This window comes from Acinetobacter nosocomialis, from assembly GCF_041021905.1.
Taxonomy (GTDB): domain Bacteria; phylum Pseudomonadota; class Gammaproteobacteria; order Pseudomonadales; family Moraxellaceae; genus Acinetobacter; species Acinetobacter nosocomialis.
In genome coordinates, this window is record NZ_CP157432.1 from 3,124,171 (window position 1) to 3,138,222 (window position 14,052).

Annotated in this window: 14 protein-coding genes and 3 tRNA genes; 9 read left to right on the forward strand and 8 right to left on the reverse strand. The window is 39.1% G+C overall.

Features of this window, described 5'->3' with window-relative positions; genetic code table 11:
* Positions 1 to 226: 226 nt before the first annotated feature.
* Entirely contained in the window at positions 227 to 1,558 is a 1,332-nt protein-coding gene (locus ABLC00_RS14555; RefSeq protein ID WP_006580510.1) for an MFS transporter, read from the forward strand.
* A gap of 114 nt (positions 1,559 to 1,672) precedes the next feature.
* Complete coding sequence (locus tag ABLC00_RS14560; RefSeq protein WP_001043188.1) at positions 1,673 to 2,095, forward strand: hypothetical protein; 423 nt, start codon at positions 1,673 to 1,675, stop codon at positions 2,093 to 2,095.
* Positions 2,096 to 2,116: 21 nt separating this feature from the next.
* On the opposite strand, the gene ABLC00_RS14565 is transcribed toward ABLC00_RS14560, so the two are convergent.
* Positions 2,117 to 2,785, reverse strand: coding sequence for a methyltransferase (locus tag ABLC00_RS14565; protein WP_001278008.1), 669 nt, complete (start codon positions 2,783 to 2,785; stop codon positions 2,117 to 2,119).
* Positions 2,786 to 3,018: 233 nt separating this feature from the next.
* A complete protein-coding gene (folD, locus tag ABLC00_RS14570) occupies positions 3,019 to 3,867 on the reverse strand; it encodes a bifunctional methylenetetrahydrofolate dehydrogenase/methenyltetrahydrofolate cyclohydrolase FolD (protein WP_001229846.1) in 849 nt (282 codons plus the stop codon).
* A gap of 152 nt (positions 3,868 to 4,019) precedes the next feature.
* Here folD and ABLC00_RS14575 point away from each other — a divergent pair.
* Positions 4,020 to 4,093, forward strand: a tRNA-Cys gene (locus ABLC00_RS14575).
* 11 nt (positions 4,094 to 4,104) lie between these two features.
* Positions 4,105 to 4,190: transfer RNA gene (locus tag ABLC00_RS14580), tRNA-Leu, on the forward strand.
* Positions 4,191 to 4,292: 102 nt separating this feature from the next.
* Here the strand turns inward: ABLC00_RS14580 and ABLC00_RS14585 are convergent.
* The gene (locus ABLC00_RS14585; RefSeq protein ID WP_004707360.1) at positions 4,293 to 6,056 is read right to left on the reverse strand and encodes an alkaline phosphatase; all 1,764 of its coding nucleotides are present in this window, start codon (positions 6,054 to 6,056) and stop codon (positions 4,293 to 4,295) included.
* A gap of 196 nt (positions 6,057 to 6,252) precedes the next feature.
* Between ABLC00_RS14585 and ABLC00_RS14590 the strand changes: the two genes are divergently transcribed.
* Both ABLC00_RS14590 and ABLC00_RS14595 read left to right on the forward strand, forming a co-directional pair.
* Positions 6,253 to 6,338 (forward strand) — tRNA-Leu (locus ABLC00_RS14590).
* 75 nt (positions 6,339 to 6,413) lie between these two features.
* The gene (locus ABLC00_RS14595; RefSeq protein ID WP_002048533.1) at positions 6,414 to 6,755 is read left to right on the forward strand and encodes a hypothetical protein; all 342 of its coding nucleotides are present in this window, start codon (positions 6,414 to 6,416) and stop codon (positions 6,753 to 6,755) included.
* Here ABLC00_RS14595 and ABLC00_RS14600 read toward each other — a convergent pair whose 3' ends face one another.
* The 4 genes from ABLC00_RS14600 to rlmE all read right to left on the reverse strand — a co-directional run bounded on the left by ABLC00_RS14600 (position 6,756) and on the right by rlmE (position 10,865).
* The gene (locus ABLC00_RS14600; RefSeq protein ID WP_004707350.1) at positions 6,756 to 7,070 is read right to left on the reverse strand and encodes a DUF5713 family protein; all 315 of its coding nucleotides are present in this window, start codon (positions 7,068 to 7,070) and stop codon (positions 6,756 to 6,758) included.
* A 132-nt stretch (positions 7,071 to 7,202) separates the two neighbouring features.
* A complete protein-coding gene (gene folP, locus ABLC00_RS14605) occupies positions 7,203 to 8,054 on the reverse strand; it encodes a dihydropteroate synthase (RefSeq protein WP_025466196.1) in 852 nt (283 codons plus the stop codon).
* A 130-nt stretch (positions 8,055 to 8,184) separates the two neighbouring features.
* The gene (ftsH, locus tag ABLC00_RS14610) at positions 8,185 to 10,080 is read right to left on the reverse strand and encodes an ATP-dependent zinc metalloprotease FtsH (RefSeq protein WP_001286662.1); all 1,896 of its coding nucleotides are present in this window, start codon (positions 10,078 to 10,080) and stop codon (positions 8,185 to 8,187) included.
* 134 nt (positions 10,081 to 10,214) lie between these two features.
* The gene (gene rlmE / locus ABLC00_RS14615) at positions 10,215 to 10,865 is read right to left on the reverse strand and encodes a 23S rRNA (uridine(2552)-2'-O)-methyltransferase RlmE (RefSeq protein WP_000235573.1); all 651 of its coding nucleotides are present in this window, start codon (positions 10,863 to 10,865) and stop codon (positions 10,215 to 10,217) included.
* Positions 10,866 to 11,064: 199 nt separating this feature from the next.
* On the opposite strand from rlmE, the gene yhbY reads away from it, so the two are divergent.
* Both yhbY and ABLC00_RS14625 read left to right on the forward strand, forming a co-directional pair.
* Positions 11,065 to 11,388: a ribosome assembly RNA-binding protein YhbY gene (yhbY, locus tag ABLC00_RS14620; protein WP_000729551.1), complete on the forward strand. Its 324-nt coding sequence runs from the start codon at positions 11,065 to 11,067 to the stop codon at positions 11,386 to 11,388.
* A 14-nt stretch (positions 11,389 to 11,402) separates the two neighbouring features.
* Entirely contained in the window at positions 11,403 to 11,939 is a 537-nt protein-coding gene (locus ABLC00_RS14625; RefSeq protein ID WP_004707346.1) for a DOMON-like domain-containing protein, read from the forward strand.
* Positions 11,940 to 11,998: 59 nt separating this feature from the next.
* On the opposite strand, the gene ABLC00_RS14630 is transcribed toward ABLC00_RS14625, so the two are convergent.
* Positions 11,999 to 12,586 carry a hypothetical protein gene (locus ABLC00_RS14630; RefSeq protein ID WP_004885524.1) on the reverse strand — a complete coding sequence of 196 codons (588 nt, stop codon included), beginning with the start codon at positions 12,584 to 12,586 and terminating at the stop codon, positions 11,999 to 12,001.
* Between the two features lie 313 nt (positions 12,587 to 12,899).
* Between ABLC00_RS14630 and carA the strand changes: the two genes are divergently transcribed.
* Positions 12,900 to 14,039, forward strand: coding sequence for a glutamine-hydrolyzing carbamoyl-phosphate synthase small subunit (carA, locus tag ABLC00_RS14635; protein WP_000106446.1), 1,140 nt, complete (start codon positions 12,900 to 12,902; stop codon positions 14,037 to 14,039).
* Positions 14,040 to 14,052 lie beyond the last annotated feature (13 nt).

Below are 14,052 nucleotides of genomic sequence, written 5' to 3' on the forward strand. Positions count from 1 at the left end.
TCGGTTTTTACTACTTGGGAAAAAATAATATTCTAAAAATCCGAGTAAGCTTATAAAAATGAACTGATCGGCCAATTTGAAATCACATAAATATTCAACTTATTCCTTTGCTTAAATAATAAACATTGTTTTACAGACATAAAAAAAATAAAGTGAAATACTCCTCAAGATAATATGTAAAAACGGAATAAATCTTCTCTTCTTTAGCATTCAACCCAAGCGAAACATGGAGCGACTCATGGTTGATCAACCTTCTACCGCAACACCTCCACATTCTAATTTAGATACAAAAACTCGTCTAAAATCAATTTTGGGCGGTTCTGCTGGCAACCTTGTCGAATGGTACGACTGGTATGTATATGCCGCATTTACGCTCTATTTTGCTCATGCTTTTTTCCCAAAAGGGAGCCAAACTGCTCAACTTCTTCAAGCAGCTGCAATTTTTGCAGTAGGCTTCCTTATGCGTCCGATTGGCGCATGGATAATGGGGATTTATTCAGACCGTAAAGGACGTAAAGCTGGCCTTACGCTTTCTGTCACCTTAATGTGTGTTGGCTCTCTACTCATTGCGGTTACCCCTTCCTACGAAAGTATTGGCGTATTTGCACCATTACTTTTAGTTATTGCACGTTTAATTCAAGGCTTAAGTGTAGGTGGTGAATACGGTGCAAGTGCCACATATTTAAGTGAGATGGCTGAAAAGAACCGCCGTGGTTTTTTCTCAAGCTTCCAATATGTCACCTTAATTGCAGGACAACTTACAGCTTTATGTGTACTACTCATCTTGCAAATGGTACTCAACGAGCAGCAATTGCATGACTGGGGATGGCGTATTCCCTTTTTCATTGGTGCACTTTTAGCAATTGTGGTATTCCGTATTCGCCGTGGGCTATTAGAAACACAATCTTTTAAAAATGCTCAAACAGAGACAGATCAGCCAAAATCAGGAATGTTTGCTTTATTTAAGCATTATCCTAAAGAAGCCTTTACAGTATTGTTCTTAACTGCTGGTGGTACACTCGCTTTTTATACTTACACCACCTATCTACAAAAATATTTAGTCAATACATCTGGTTTTACCAAACCTGAAGCGACTCAAATTACTACTCTAGCATTATTTATTTTTATGTGTTTACAGCCATTGGCGGGTGCATTATCAGATCGAATTGGGCGTAAACCACTGATGATTTTCTTCGGGGTAACAGGTGTTTTATTCACCTACATTCTATTTGATGCTCTCGCAAACACGCATAACTACTGGACTGCATTCTGGTTATGCTTTGGGGGCCTGATCATGGTGACTGGCTACACTTCAATTAATGCTGTCGTGAAAGCTGAACTTTTCCCAGCACATATTCGTGCTTTGGGCGTAGCTCTCCCTTATGCAATTGCAAACACTTTATTTGGAGGAACAGCCGAATTCTTCGCCTTAAGTTTTAAAGAAGCTGGTCATGAATCTTGGTATTTCATTTATGTCAGTATTATGATTTTCATTTCATTGCTGATTTACATCTTTATGAAAGACACCAAACATCATTCAAAAATCAAAGAACATTAATATTTTTATTAGAGCTAATATCATAAGCCGATGTTAGCTCTAAACTAGTGAATAACCACAAACAACTCTTCTATTTTATGAGATACTGCGTATAAGAAAATAAGGATGATACTGATGAATAAAAGTATTTTATGTTTGGCATTAAGTAGTATGTTTATTTTAACTGCTTGTCAGACTACGCCTCGACAATATAATGGTTCAACTGGCTATCAGATTGAAAACCAAACTAAAACTTCAGCGACTCTAGCTTATACTTTAGCTGGCCGTAGTAACCAGCAACTTGATGAGCGCAAATTACAACGTGCTTGTCAGAATGTGTTAGGTGCCCAGAAAGTTTATAAATTATCAATTCTAAGTATCAACGAAATTCCTAATCCAGCTAAAGATGAGCATTATGGAATTCAACTCGGTGAAACTCGCGCGTCTTTTGGCTTATCAAATACACCTAGCTTAAATAATGGTGAAGATTATGCGACACGCCAAGCACTTGAAGCACGCCCAAGTACATTGAAAGTTGTTCGTTATACTTGTTCATAACATAAAAAAGACGCTGTTCTTTTACAGCGTCTTATAAAAACTTACATTTCTAAATTCTTTTGCTTCATCCAAATCTGGCCACGTTGTCGCACTTCTTTCTTCAATTTTTTCATATTTTGGATGACTAAAATTTTTAACACGGCTATCGGCTACCCATACTTCTGGTGCAAATTTTAAAAATTCGTCTAAGAAAAAGCGGTTACATTGGTCATATAACACATCAGCAGCGAGTAAAACATCAACCTGCTCAGCTTTATATAAATCATCCAGATATTCGAGCTCTACATCATTAAGTAAAGCATTTTCACGGCAAGCATTTAGACTAACCTGATCAATATCACAGCAGATTACGCGTTTTGCTCCAGCCATTTTCGCAGCAATTGCCACTACACCAGAACCTGCTCCGAAATCTAACACCACTTTATCTTTAACATGGTGCGGCTCTGCAAGTATCCACTGAGCCATCGCCAAACCTGATGCCCAACAGAAAATCCAATACGGCGTGTCATTCCAAATACGGCGAATAACTTCGTCATCTAAACGATCGGTCGGGAAAACTGGTGGAATCAACCATAAAGAAATTGGAGTTTCTGGCAACTGTTGTGCCATTAATTCACAATGAGGAATGACTTCATGTAGGGCTTGAAGTAAATGTTCAGGGGCTTTAGACAGTTGAAAGGTGCAGCTCATAAATAAGCTCAACAATTTACAATTACTATTTGATACGCGTTAACGTCATCCGCAATTGTTCGAGGTAGGACTACATTAAACTAAAATGTTTCTGTGACTCATCTATAGCTAACCAGTAGCTGACGAGTTTTGCGGATGACAAATGGTTTTGGTTACTTTTCCCGAAAGAAAAGTAACATACGAGCTCCTAACATTTGCGTTAAACGGTAGGACGCCGTCGTGAATAAATTAAATTAACCTAAAGCTTTTTCAGCAGCTTCTACAGTTTGGCGAATCAAAGTAGTAATGGTCATTGGACCAACACCACCCGGTACTGGTGTATAAGCAGAAGCAATTTCTTCAATACCTTGTAATTGAATATCGCCTACACCGCCTCCATCACGTGGGTGGAAACCAGCATCTACAACAACTGCACCCTGTTTAATCCAGTCTTTTTGAATAAGTTCAGCTTTACCTACAGCACCAACAATAATGTCAGCCTGTTTCACAAGCTCAGGTAAGTTCTGTGTACGTGAATGGCAAATCGTTACTGTTGCATTTGCTTGTAACAACATCATTGCCATTGGTTTACCTAAAATTGCTGAACGGCCAACCACAACCGCGTGTTTGCCGGCAATTTCGATGTTGTTTTCTTTAAGAATTGTCATGATACCCGCAGGAGTTGCTGAACCATATGCAGCTTCACCCATTGCCATACGGCCAAAACCAAGGCAAGTTACGCCATCAACATCTTTTGCTAATGAGATCGCATCAAAACACGCACGCTCATCAATTTGTGCAGGAACTGGATGTTGTAAAAGAATACCGTGAACATCTGGGTTGGCATTAAGCTTTTCGATTTCAGCTAATAATTGTTCTGTTGTGGTTTCTTGTGGTAATTCGATTTTTAATGAATCCATACCTACTCGGCGGCAGGCATTCCCTTTCATACGTACATAAGTTGCAGAAGCACCATCATCCCCAACCAAAATAGTCGCTAAAATTGGGGTACGACCTGTTTTCGCTTTTAAAGCTTCAACACGTACCAACAAATTTTCTTCAATTTGCTTTGCTAATGCACGACCGTCTAAAACCAATGCCACAGCACATCTCCAAGGTAGACATGAATTTAATGTGCCAATAATACATGATAATTTCGACAATTTTATTCTAGATGTTGTTTTTATGTGCATCTTCGCTCAAAACAGTATTGTTTTTTTTGTAAAGGTTGCTAATATGTGCATCACCAAATGTAGGCGGGGTGGCAGAGTGGTCATGCAGCGGACTGCAACTCCGTGGACGCCGGTTCGATTCCGACCTCCGCCTCCAAATTTGGTAAAGCCCGGGTGGTGAAATAGGTAGACACAGGGGATTTAAAATCCCCCGCCCTCAAAGCGTGCCGGTTCGAGTCCGGCCCCGGGCACCATCTTCAAGTACTGAATATGGTGTCATAAAGAATCCAGCGTAAGCTGGTTTTTTTATGCCTAAAAAAAGGGTTACCTCAGCAACCCTCTACTTTTCTATAGTTTCAAGCAGTCTTTTGATCTTGCTTTAACGGCATCAAATTTAGATCCAATACAATATCGTTTTGTCGGCTTGAATCTATCTGATATTCGGTATTTTTAATTGAATCTACAAATCTCCACTCAGAATGAACTTGTGCCTGATCTAGAGTAACCAATAAGTATCCTCGTTGATTTAAATTACAGTAGGCTAATTCATCAATTAATGTAGTAAAAGCAAATTCAAACTGTTGCAGTTGAGCCTGTGGAATACTTAAATATTTTTCTAAACCAGGAGACGATACAGAACTAGTTGCCAATTCAACTCCAATATACTTCCCTTTCTGGCTATATAAATAAGATGCCCATGCGTTATGAGTATCCCCCGCTAACACAATGATCTTTTTATTAAACTCTGCCAATTTGTCATATACAAACTCTCTCTCAGCATAGTAACCATCCCAAGCATCTAAATTGTATGGTGCCACCGTCATAATTCTTGCTTTTTCTTGGGCTGTTAATGTCGGATCATTTTGTTGCAAACGAAGTTTTAAAGTAACCAACTCGGTGATTTGTGTATTCATTTTAGCAAGTGTTTCAGGCGAAGTTCCCCCTGAAGTAATTTGCCCTAAAGATGCCAATAGCTCAGCTGGAATCCACATTTTACTCATCAAGACTTGCTGCCCCACAACATTCCATGTAGCTGTAGATTGCTTCAATTTATCAACCAGCCAATCTCTTTGCGTATAACCCATTAAAGTACGCGCTGGATTAGTTAAATCTGCCTGAAATTTGGCAATATCCAAACCAGAGGCTGTCATATAGTCTTTGTATTCAAGCTGCTTATCACGCGCAATAATACGCGTATCTAGCATGGTTAATTGGACAAGTGAACCAAAGTTAAACTGACGATAAATATTTAAATGGTCAGAACTAGAGACTGGGCGAATTGGCATCCATTCAAAATAAGCTTGTAGAGCAGCTAATTTACGGTCCGAAAAAGACCCTTCATCGCTTTGATGATTTTCCGCGCCATCACGCCAAGCATCATTCGCTAGTTCGTGATCATCCCAAATTACAATAAAAGGATGGCGCTGATGAGCAGCTTGCAAATCTTTATCCTGACGATAAAGTGCATAACGTTTGCGATAATCCTCTAATTTAATAATTTCTTTATTATTATCAGTAGGTAGCGTACGCCCAAGTTTTACTGCATCTTCCGCCGCATAGCCATCTGCCCCATATTCATAAATATAGTCCCCCAAATGGATAATGACATCGACATTCTGTTTAGCCATTTCCCGATAGACATAAAAGTAACCCGCAGGATAATTCGAGCAAGAACATACTGCAAAGCTCACTTTATTCGTAGAAGTTGGTAATGTTTTCGTCTGTCCTACTGGTGAGACTTTACTACCAAATTTAAAACGGTAGTAGTACACCGTATCTGCTTGTAACCCAGCTGCATCAACTTTCACTGTAAAGTCATCAGTCTTCGTTGTTTCAACCATTCCTGTCTTTAAATTTTGTTTAAACTGATTATCGGTTGAAATTTCCCATACAACTTTTAAACGCACTCCTAAATCTACTGGAGTTACTCGTGTCCACAAAATGACTTTATCCTGCAAAGAATCTCCACTTGCAACCCCATGAAGAAAATCTGCTTGTACTTGCGGATTTTCTTCATCGGAACCATCGTTGCAACCTGTAAAAGCAACAGGTATAGATAAAGCCCCAAAACCGAATAGACTTTTTTGAATTAATTCTCGGCGTGAAATTTTCTCTGACATAAAATTCTCTAAGTTTTAAGCAATGAGTGCTTTAAACTTAAGTACATAACATGAACAGCTGATCTCAGTTTGATGAACAAATCATGACAAAAATTGGTTAATTTATATAAATACCGATAAGAACTGATTGAAAATAAAGCAAACTCTCCGATTTTCTCTTGCCAATCGCGTACTTGTCCTCTATTATTGCGCACATGCCCGGGTGGTGAAATAGGTAGACACAGGGGATTTAAAATCCCCCGCCCTCAAAGCGTGCCGGTTCGAGTCCGGCCCCGGGCACCATTTTCAACTATTGAATTTGGTGCTACAAAGAATCCAGCGTAAGCTGGTTTTTTTATGCCTAATGAAAATGATCCCATGATAAGAATATTAATATTTATATCCTCTCTACTCTTTATACCTTCTACAAATGCTGGAGATATTTTTAACGGCACTATCCTATTTAAAAATAAATATTGGCATTTTATACGCTGCTCTATCACTCAAGATGACTATTTAATTGAAGCTTCTCAAGATGTGATTACTCAATTAAAAGCATTACAGCAGAAAGAGAAAAAATATTGGGTAAGCTTATTAGCAGATGTCAAAGTACAGCAGAATGGAAATTTAATATTGGAAGTTGAGAAAATAGATGAAGTTCATTTAGGGTCTTCATGTCATTTATTAGATGCACTTGAAAGCTTTGAAAATCGAGAGTAATTACCACTCTCGATTCATAACCAGCTCTTCCATTTCAAGATCTAAAAATCCTGCATCTTGCACCACCATCATCATTGCCTCCGCAATATAATCAGCAGCACTATCATCAAGCGATGAATCTAGATCTTCAAACTGCGGTTTCATTTCATTAATTTCACTTATAGTCTGATGAGCATATCGATAAACATCTTGATCAGCTAAAGCAGGCTTTTGAACTTTTTTAGCAAATTGTTCAATAAGCTGCTTAAGTTCAGCGACCAAAATATCTGGATAATATTCATCATCAAACATCGGGAGAAGTAGGTCTTCGAACATACAAAAGATTACACAACAGCAAAAACTTGCCGCTTATAACATATTTTCACAAAAATCACGAGATTTTTACCCGACTCACTCATCCACTTTATTTAAGACACCCATACCCTAGTCTATTTATACAAGGAAATTTCAAGCTTGTTGCATAGCTTGCCAAACCGAGATAGCGTCATGCATTGCTTTTACATCATGTGCTCTGACAATGGAAGCTCCTTGTTGAATACTAAGCAAATGCCCAGTAACACTTCCGACAGCACGTTGATCAGCGGCAGCACCTTTTAAAGCTTCTCCGATAAACCGTTTACGAGAAAGACCAGATAAAATTGGATAGCCCAATTCATTAAGTTTCCAAAATTCTTTTAATAGTTTTAAATTTTGCTGAGCATTTTTTGCAAAACCAAATCCAGGGTCAACAATAATGTTGTGCTTTTTTACCCCAACAGCCAAAGCCTCATCAATACGTTGTTGCAATTCTTGCATTACATCTAATGTTACATCAGCGTATTGATCCAACTGATTCATTGTAGTTGGCTCACCACGCATATGCATAATCACCACAGGGATATCTAGCTCTACAGCGGTTTTTAAAGCATTAGGACGTGTTAAGGCGCGAACATCATTCCAGATATGTGCCCCTGCTGCTTTTGCTGCGCGAATAACTTCTGGCTGGCTCGTGTCGATCGATAAAATAATATTATGACGAGATAAAGCTTCCACAACAGGTACCACACGGCGCACTTCTTCTTCTACTGCAACTTCTGAAGCACCAGGTCTTGTAGATTCTCCTCCAATATCAATAATAGTCGCACCTTGCTCAATCATATTAAGTGCATGATCAACCGCTTGGTCTAATTGGTTATGTTTGCCACCATCACTGAAAGAATCAGGGGTAACATTTAAGATACCCATGACATGAGGTTGAGATAAATCTAATTGAAGCTGTCCACACTGTAAAATCTGCTTAGGTAAAGAAATTAACTGCATAAAAAGCTCCGGTTCAAAATCAACGGCTATTTTAACAAGTATGCTTTACATGCTGTCGATTTCTTTCAGCTTTATCGAAATTTAAGACAAATAAAAAAGCCACATGATTGTGGCTTTTTTATTAATTAACTTAATTCATTGCTGGTAATGGCGGTGGAGTAGATGGACCATCTTTTGGTGGTTCAAACGCAGATACCGGATTTTCAGCAATATAAACTTTAGGTGGTTGAGGCTCACGACCTTCCATGATGTCACGGATTTGATCACGATCAATGGTTTCCCATTCCATCAACGCTTTAACCATTGCATGTGCGATATCTTTATTATTTTCCAAGATATCACGAGCAACTTTATACTGTTCATCTAAAATACGGCGTACTTCCTGATCAACTTGCTGTTGAGTAGCTTCAGAAATTGTACGGCTACCTACATTACCGAAGAATCCATTTTGGTTTTCATCTTCGTAAACCATAACACCCATTTTATCAGACATACCGTACTTCGTTACCATCGCACGAGCCATTTTTGTAGCACGTTCGAAGTCATTTGAAGCACCAGTCGATTGTTGCTGAATGAAAACTTCTTCAGCAATACGTCCACCAAACAAAATTGCAATTTCATTCAACATTTTGTCTTTATAGTGGCTAATCTGATCTTGTTCAGGTAACTGCCAAGTTACACCTAAAGCCCAACCACGCGGCATAATTGTTACCTTATGCACAGGGTCAGTACCCGGTAAAATCTCAGCAACAATTGCATGTCCAGCTTCATGGTAAGCAGTTGCACGACGCTCTTCTTCACGTAAAACCATTGATTTACGTTCAGGACCCATATAGATCTTATCTTTTGCATCTTCAAAGTCATGCATATCGACAGTGTTCTTATTACGGCGAGCAGCAAACAAAGCAGCTTCATTTACAAGGTTTGCCAACTGAGCACCAGAGAAACCAGGGGTACCACGAGATAAAACTTTAACATCTACACCAGTAACTGAAGGCAATTTTTTCAAATGCACATTCAGGATTTGTTCGCGACCACGAATGTCAGGTAAACCAACCATAACTTGACGGTCGAAACGCCCTGGACGTAATAATGCTTTATCCAATACATCAACACGGTTAGTCGCAGCAATAACGATTACGCCTTCATTACCTTCAAAACCATCCATCTCTACGAGCATTTGGTTTAAGGTTTGCTCACGCTCATCATGTCCACCACCTGTACCCGAACCACGGTGACGACCTACTGCATCAATCTCATCGATAAAGATGATACATGGTGCATGACGTTTTGCTTGTTCAAACATGTCACGGACACGAGACGCACCCACACCCACAAACATTTCAACAAAGTCAGAACCAGAAATGCTAAAGAATGGAACTTTTGCTTCACCAGCAATTGCTTTGGCTAATAACGTTTTACCAGTACCTGGAGGACCAACCATAAGTACGCCACGTGGAATCGTAGCGCCCAAGCGTTTGAATTTTGCAGGATCTTTTAAGAAATCTACAATTTCCACAACTTCTTGTTTCGCTTCATCACAACCAGCAACGTCAGCAAAAGTCACTTTGATTTGGTCTTCTGAAAGCATTTTCGCTTTCGATTTACCAAAACTCATCGGACCATTTTTACCGCCTGCACCACCACCCATGTTACGCATAAAGAACATGAATAACAGAATGATTAACAGTACAGGGAAACTAGCAATGAGAAGTTGCATCAAAATGCCTTGACGTTGTGGTGCTGTGCCCTCTACAACAACATTTTGCTTGTTTAAGCTTGGCATAAGTTCAGTGTCTTCAACTTGCGGACGAACAGTTTCAAACTGAGATCCATTAGTTTTTTCACCACTAATATTTAAACCGTCAATCGTGACTTGCTTAATTTGGCCAGCATTCACCGCTGCAACAAAATCTGAATATTTCATTGCAGTAGGCTTATTGCGGTCACTGATATTACTGAAAATTAAAATCAGAACACCCAGTATTATTAGCCACAATACGGCATTCTTGAAGTAATCGCTCAAAGCTTTATTCCCATATCGATCTAATTTGATCATGCCCAATCTTGGCCGATCGTCTTAAAAACAGCAATTGTCTTGCTTGCGGATAACCTAAAAGATACAAAATGCACAATTTTTAGGAGCTTGGCAAGTAAACTTTATTGCAATGCTTTCTTACGCCCTTGTCCAACCAAAAAAACTTCTTTAGATCGTGCCCGAGAAGCTGCTGGTTTTGCTGTTTTTAACACATCAAAACTATCAACGACTTGTTTACGAAACTCATCAAATCCTGCGCCTTGGAACACTTTAACAACAAACTGTCCATTTGGACCCAAGACTTTCTGAGCAAAGTCTAAAGCAAGTTCACACAAGTAAATCTGTCGAGGTTGATCAACAGCCCTATTACCTGATGTATTGGGGGCCATATCAGAAATTACAATGTCTACTTGTCTTCCGTTTAAAATATTTAACAATTTTTCAAATACAGCTTCTTCTCTGAAGTCGCCTTGTAAGAAAGTGACATCCGGCAAAGCATCCATAGGTAAAATATCGGAAGCAATAACTAAACCCTTGCTACCAACAAGTTTCCCAGCAATTTGCGACCAACTCCCAGGAGCTGCTCCCAAATCAACCACTGTCATGCCTGGCTTGATCAACTTATATTTTTCTTGAATTTCAAGAAGTTTATAGGCTGCTCGTGCACGATATCCTTCCTTTTGTGCTTTTTTTACAAAAGGATCGTCTAGATGTTCCCTCATCCACGCACGACTACTTTTAGACAATTTTTGGTTTGTGATGCGTGTTGCCATAACTCACTAAATATCAAAAAAACTTCTGATTGCTCATTGTACGTGAAAATTACTCTCATTACAGTACGGATGTAACGTAATCTCAATAACTTTTACAGTTTTTTTCCAATAATGTTGATCGATTATTTATACAGTTTTTCGTACATTTGATTTTAAGTTTTTTGCTATACTAAGTCGTTTTTAAAATCAGGTATTTTTAATGGCCGCTTTATCTATTCATGAACGTAAACGTTTACGTCAAATTGGTCACGTGCTTAATCCGGTTGTCATGATTGGTGGACAAGGCTTAACAGATGCTGTAATCGAAGAAACGCTTCGTGCTTTAAATGATCATGAACTCATCAAAGTAAAAATTGCTGGTGAAGACCGTGAAGCTCGCGCAGCTGTAATTGATGCAATTGTAGAAGCAACTGGCGCTGAAGCTGTGCAGAAAATTGGTAAAATCGTTTTACTCTACAAAAAAGCAGCTAAGCAAAACCAACACTTATCTAACCTCGTTCGTCACGCTCACTTAGCAAACTAACTTATTGACTACTTATGGCAAGTTACGAACTTTCAGCTTTTGATCGTTTTCATGCTGTTTCTGTTGTTGGCGCAATTGAACAGCAAGCCCCGCATACATTAAATGTGGGTTTTTGGATTCGTGATCCAAACCAACTTATTATCTGGCCCCAAGAAGTCGCGGCTCATCCTCGTCAAGATTTTTTGTGGGAAGATACTTGTTTTGAAATTTTTATCGGCGTGCATGATGAAGATTTCTACCGGGAAATTAACCTTTCCCCTTCTCAAGCATGGCAGACCTACCAGTTTGAAGAATATCGATATCCAGAAAGCATGCCTCCCCTCGTTGCTTACGATATCGAACTAAATCATCTCAAGCGTACCCATTATGGTTTAAATGTAAGTCTTGATTTAGGTCAGTTTATGCAGCAGCACCGTTTGAAATGGGCAAACCTTTATTTAGGTTTAACTGCTGTTTTAAAAACAAAAGATGGTATGCAGTACTATGCAATGCAGCATAGTGGCAAGAATGCTGATTTTCACAATAAACGTGATTGGCTGCATCAGTTTTAAAAAAATAAAAAAGCGAGAAATTAATTCTCGCTTTTTTATTGAATTTTAATCTTCAATTCTTAGTGATCTCTTGCTTTGTTCCAAGCCTCAACCGCATTATTTTTTGTGCGCTTTAAACTCTCACTTAAAGAATCTTTATGTTTTAAAGAAATTTGACTAATGTCACCCTTAAGTTCTTTAGTCACTTTCGTTAAATCTTCAATTAATGCATTAATTTCAGCTTTTAATGTATTTTTCAGTTCATTTAGTCCTTCTTGAGAAGTATTGAACTGAGCTTTAATCACATCAAGACGATGCAAAATATCTTGTTTAATCTGAGCAAGCTGGTTTTGAATATTCTGATTCAATTCTTGAGTTTCAGCCTCAATTTTTTCTTCAGTCTCGGTAATTACAGCTTTAACTTGTTCTTGAGTTTCTGCAATAGCCTCTTTAACTTGCGAAGTTGCTTCATGAGCGACTTCTTTCACCTGTTCTGTTTTTTCAGCTACAACTTCTTTTACCTGTGTTGCTTTTGTACTCACTGCTTTTTTAGCTCGAGTTGTTGTTTTCGCTACAGCTTCTTTTGCTTCAGTTACTTCGGCTTTAACCGTCTCTGCTACAGACGAAGCATTCTCAGCTATATCTTTTGAAACTTGATTATTGCTCATGCTATTTCCTCATATTGTTTATTTTTTAGCTAGCATTACAATAAGTGGAATTGACTTATTTCAGCCACCAGATTGTTAGACAATTTGCTAAAAGTATCAATTTCAGACAAGCGGATGAGTTTTTTTGCAAAAAGCAAGCAAGGAATTATATTTTTTAATCGAAAATAAATAGACTTTTTAGGGTTCCATGCGTATAATGCGCTGTTAAGTTACAAGCGGGCAGACCGATAGGGAGGGGCATGTTTTTTTAGAACATTGCCTATCTTTTTTAGGTCTACTCGCTTTTTTACAGCCGAAATTCAGGAGCTTTGGTTTGAGCACCCCCGCCATTTTAGCCCTCGCAGATGGAACGATCTTTAAAGGAACGTCAATCGGCGCAACGGGAAGTACGACTGGAGAAGTCGTTTTTAACACAGCCATGACAGGCTATCAAGAAATTTTGACTGACCCAAGTTATGCACAACAAATTGTGACATTAACTTACCCTCATATTGGTAACACTGGTTGCAACGAAGAAGACGTTGAATCTGGTCGTATCCATAAAGTATGGGCGAATGGTTTAATTATTCGTGACCTTCCACTATTACACAGCAACTTCCGTTCTGAGCAATCATTAAGTGAATATCTGCAAGCACACAATGTTGTCGCAATTGCTGATATTGACACACGTAAACTTACTCGTATTTTACGTGATAAAGGTGCACAAAATGGTTGCATCCTTGCCGGCGAAAATATTACTGAAGAAGAAGCGATTGCTAAAGCTCGCGCTTTTGGTGGTTTAAATGGTTTAGACCTTGCAAAAGAGTGCTGTGATCCAACAGGCTTTGAATGGTCTGAAGGTTCGTGGGTATTAGGTAAAGGCTTTACTCAACCTGAGTTAAAATACCACGTGGTTGCATACGATTATGGTGTCAAAACCAACATCTTGCGTATGCTTGCAGACCGCGGTTGCAAACTCACTGTTGTTCCTGCTGAAACTCCGGCTGAAAAAGTATTAGCACTTAATCCAGATGGCGTATTCCTTTCAAACGGCCCTGGCGACCCAGCTGCTTGTGATTACGCTATCGAAGCTGTAAAAACTATTGTTGAAACCACAACATTACCTGTATTTGGTATCTGTTTAGGACACCAAATCTTGGCACTCGCTTCTGGTGCAAAAACTGTAAAAATGAATCATGGTCACCACGGTGCGAACCACCCTGTACAAAATCTTGAAGATGGTACAGTGATGATCACCTCTCAAAACCATGGTTTTGCTGTAGATGCAGAGACATTACCGGCTAACTTAAAAGCAACGCATAAATCATTGTTCGATGGCACCTTACAAGGTATCCATCGTACTGACAAACCAGCTTTCAGCTTCCAAGGTCACCCTGAAGCAAGCCCGGGTCCACATGATTGTGCACCATTGTTCGATCATTTCATCGAACTTATCGAAGCATCTAAACAGTAATTAAGGAGCGAAT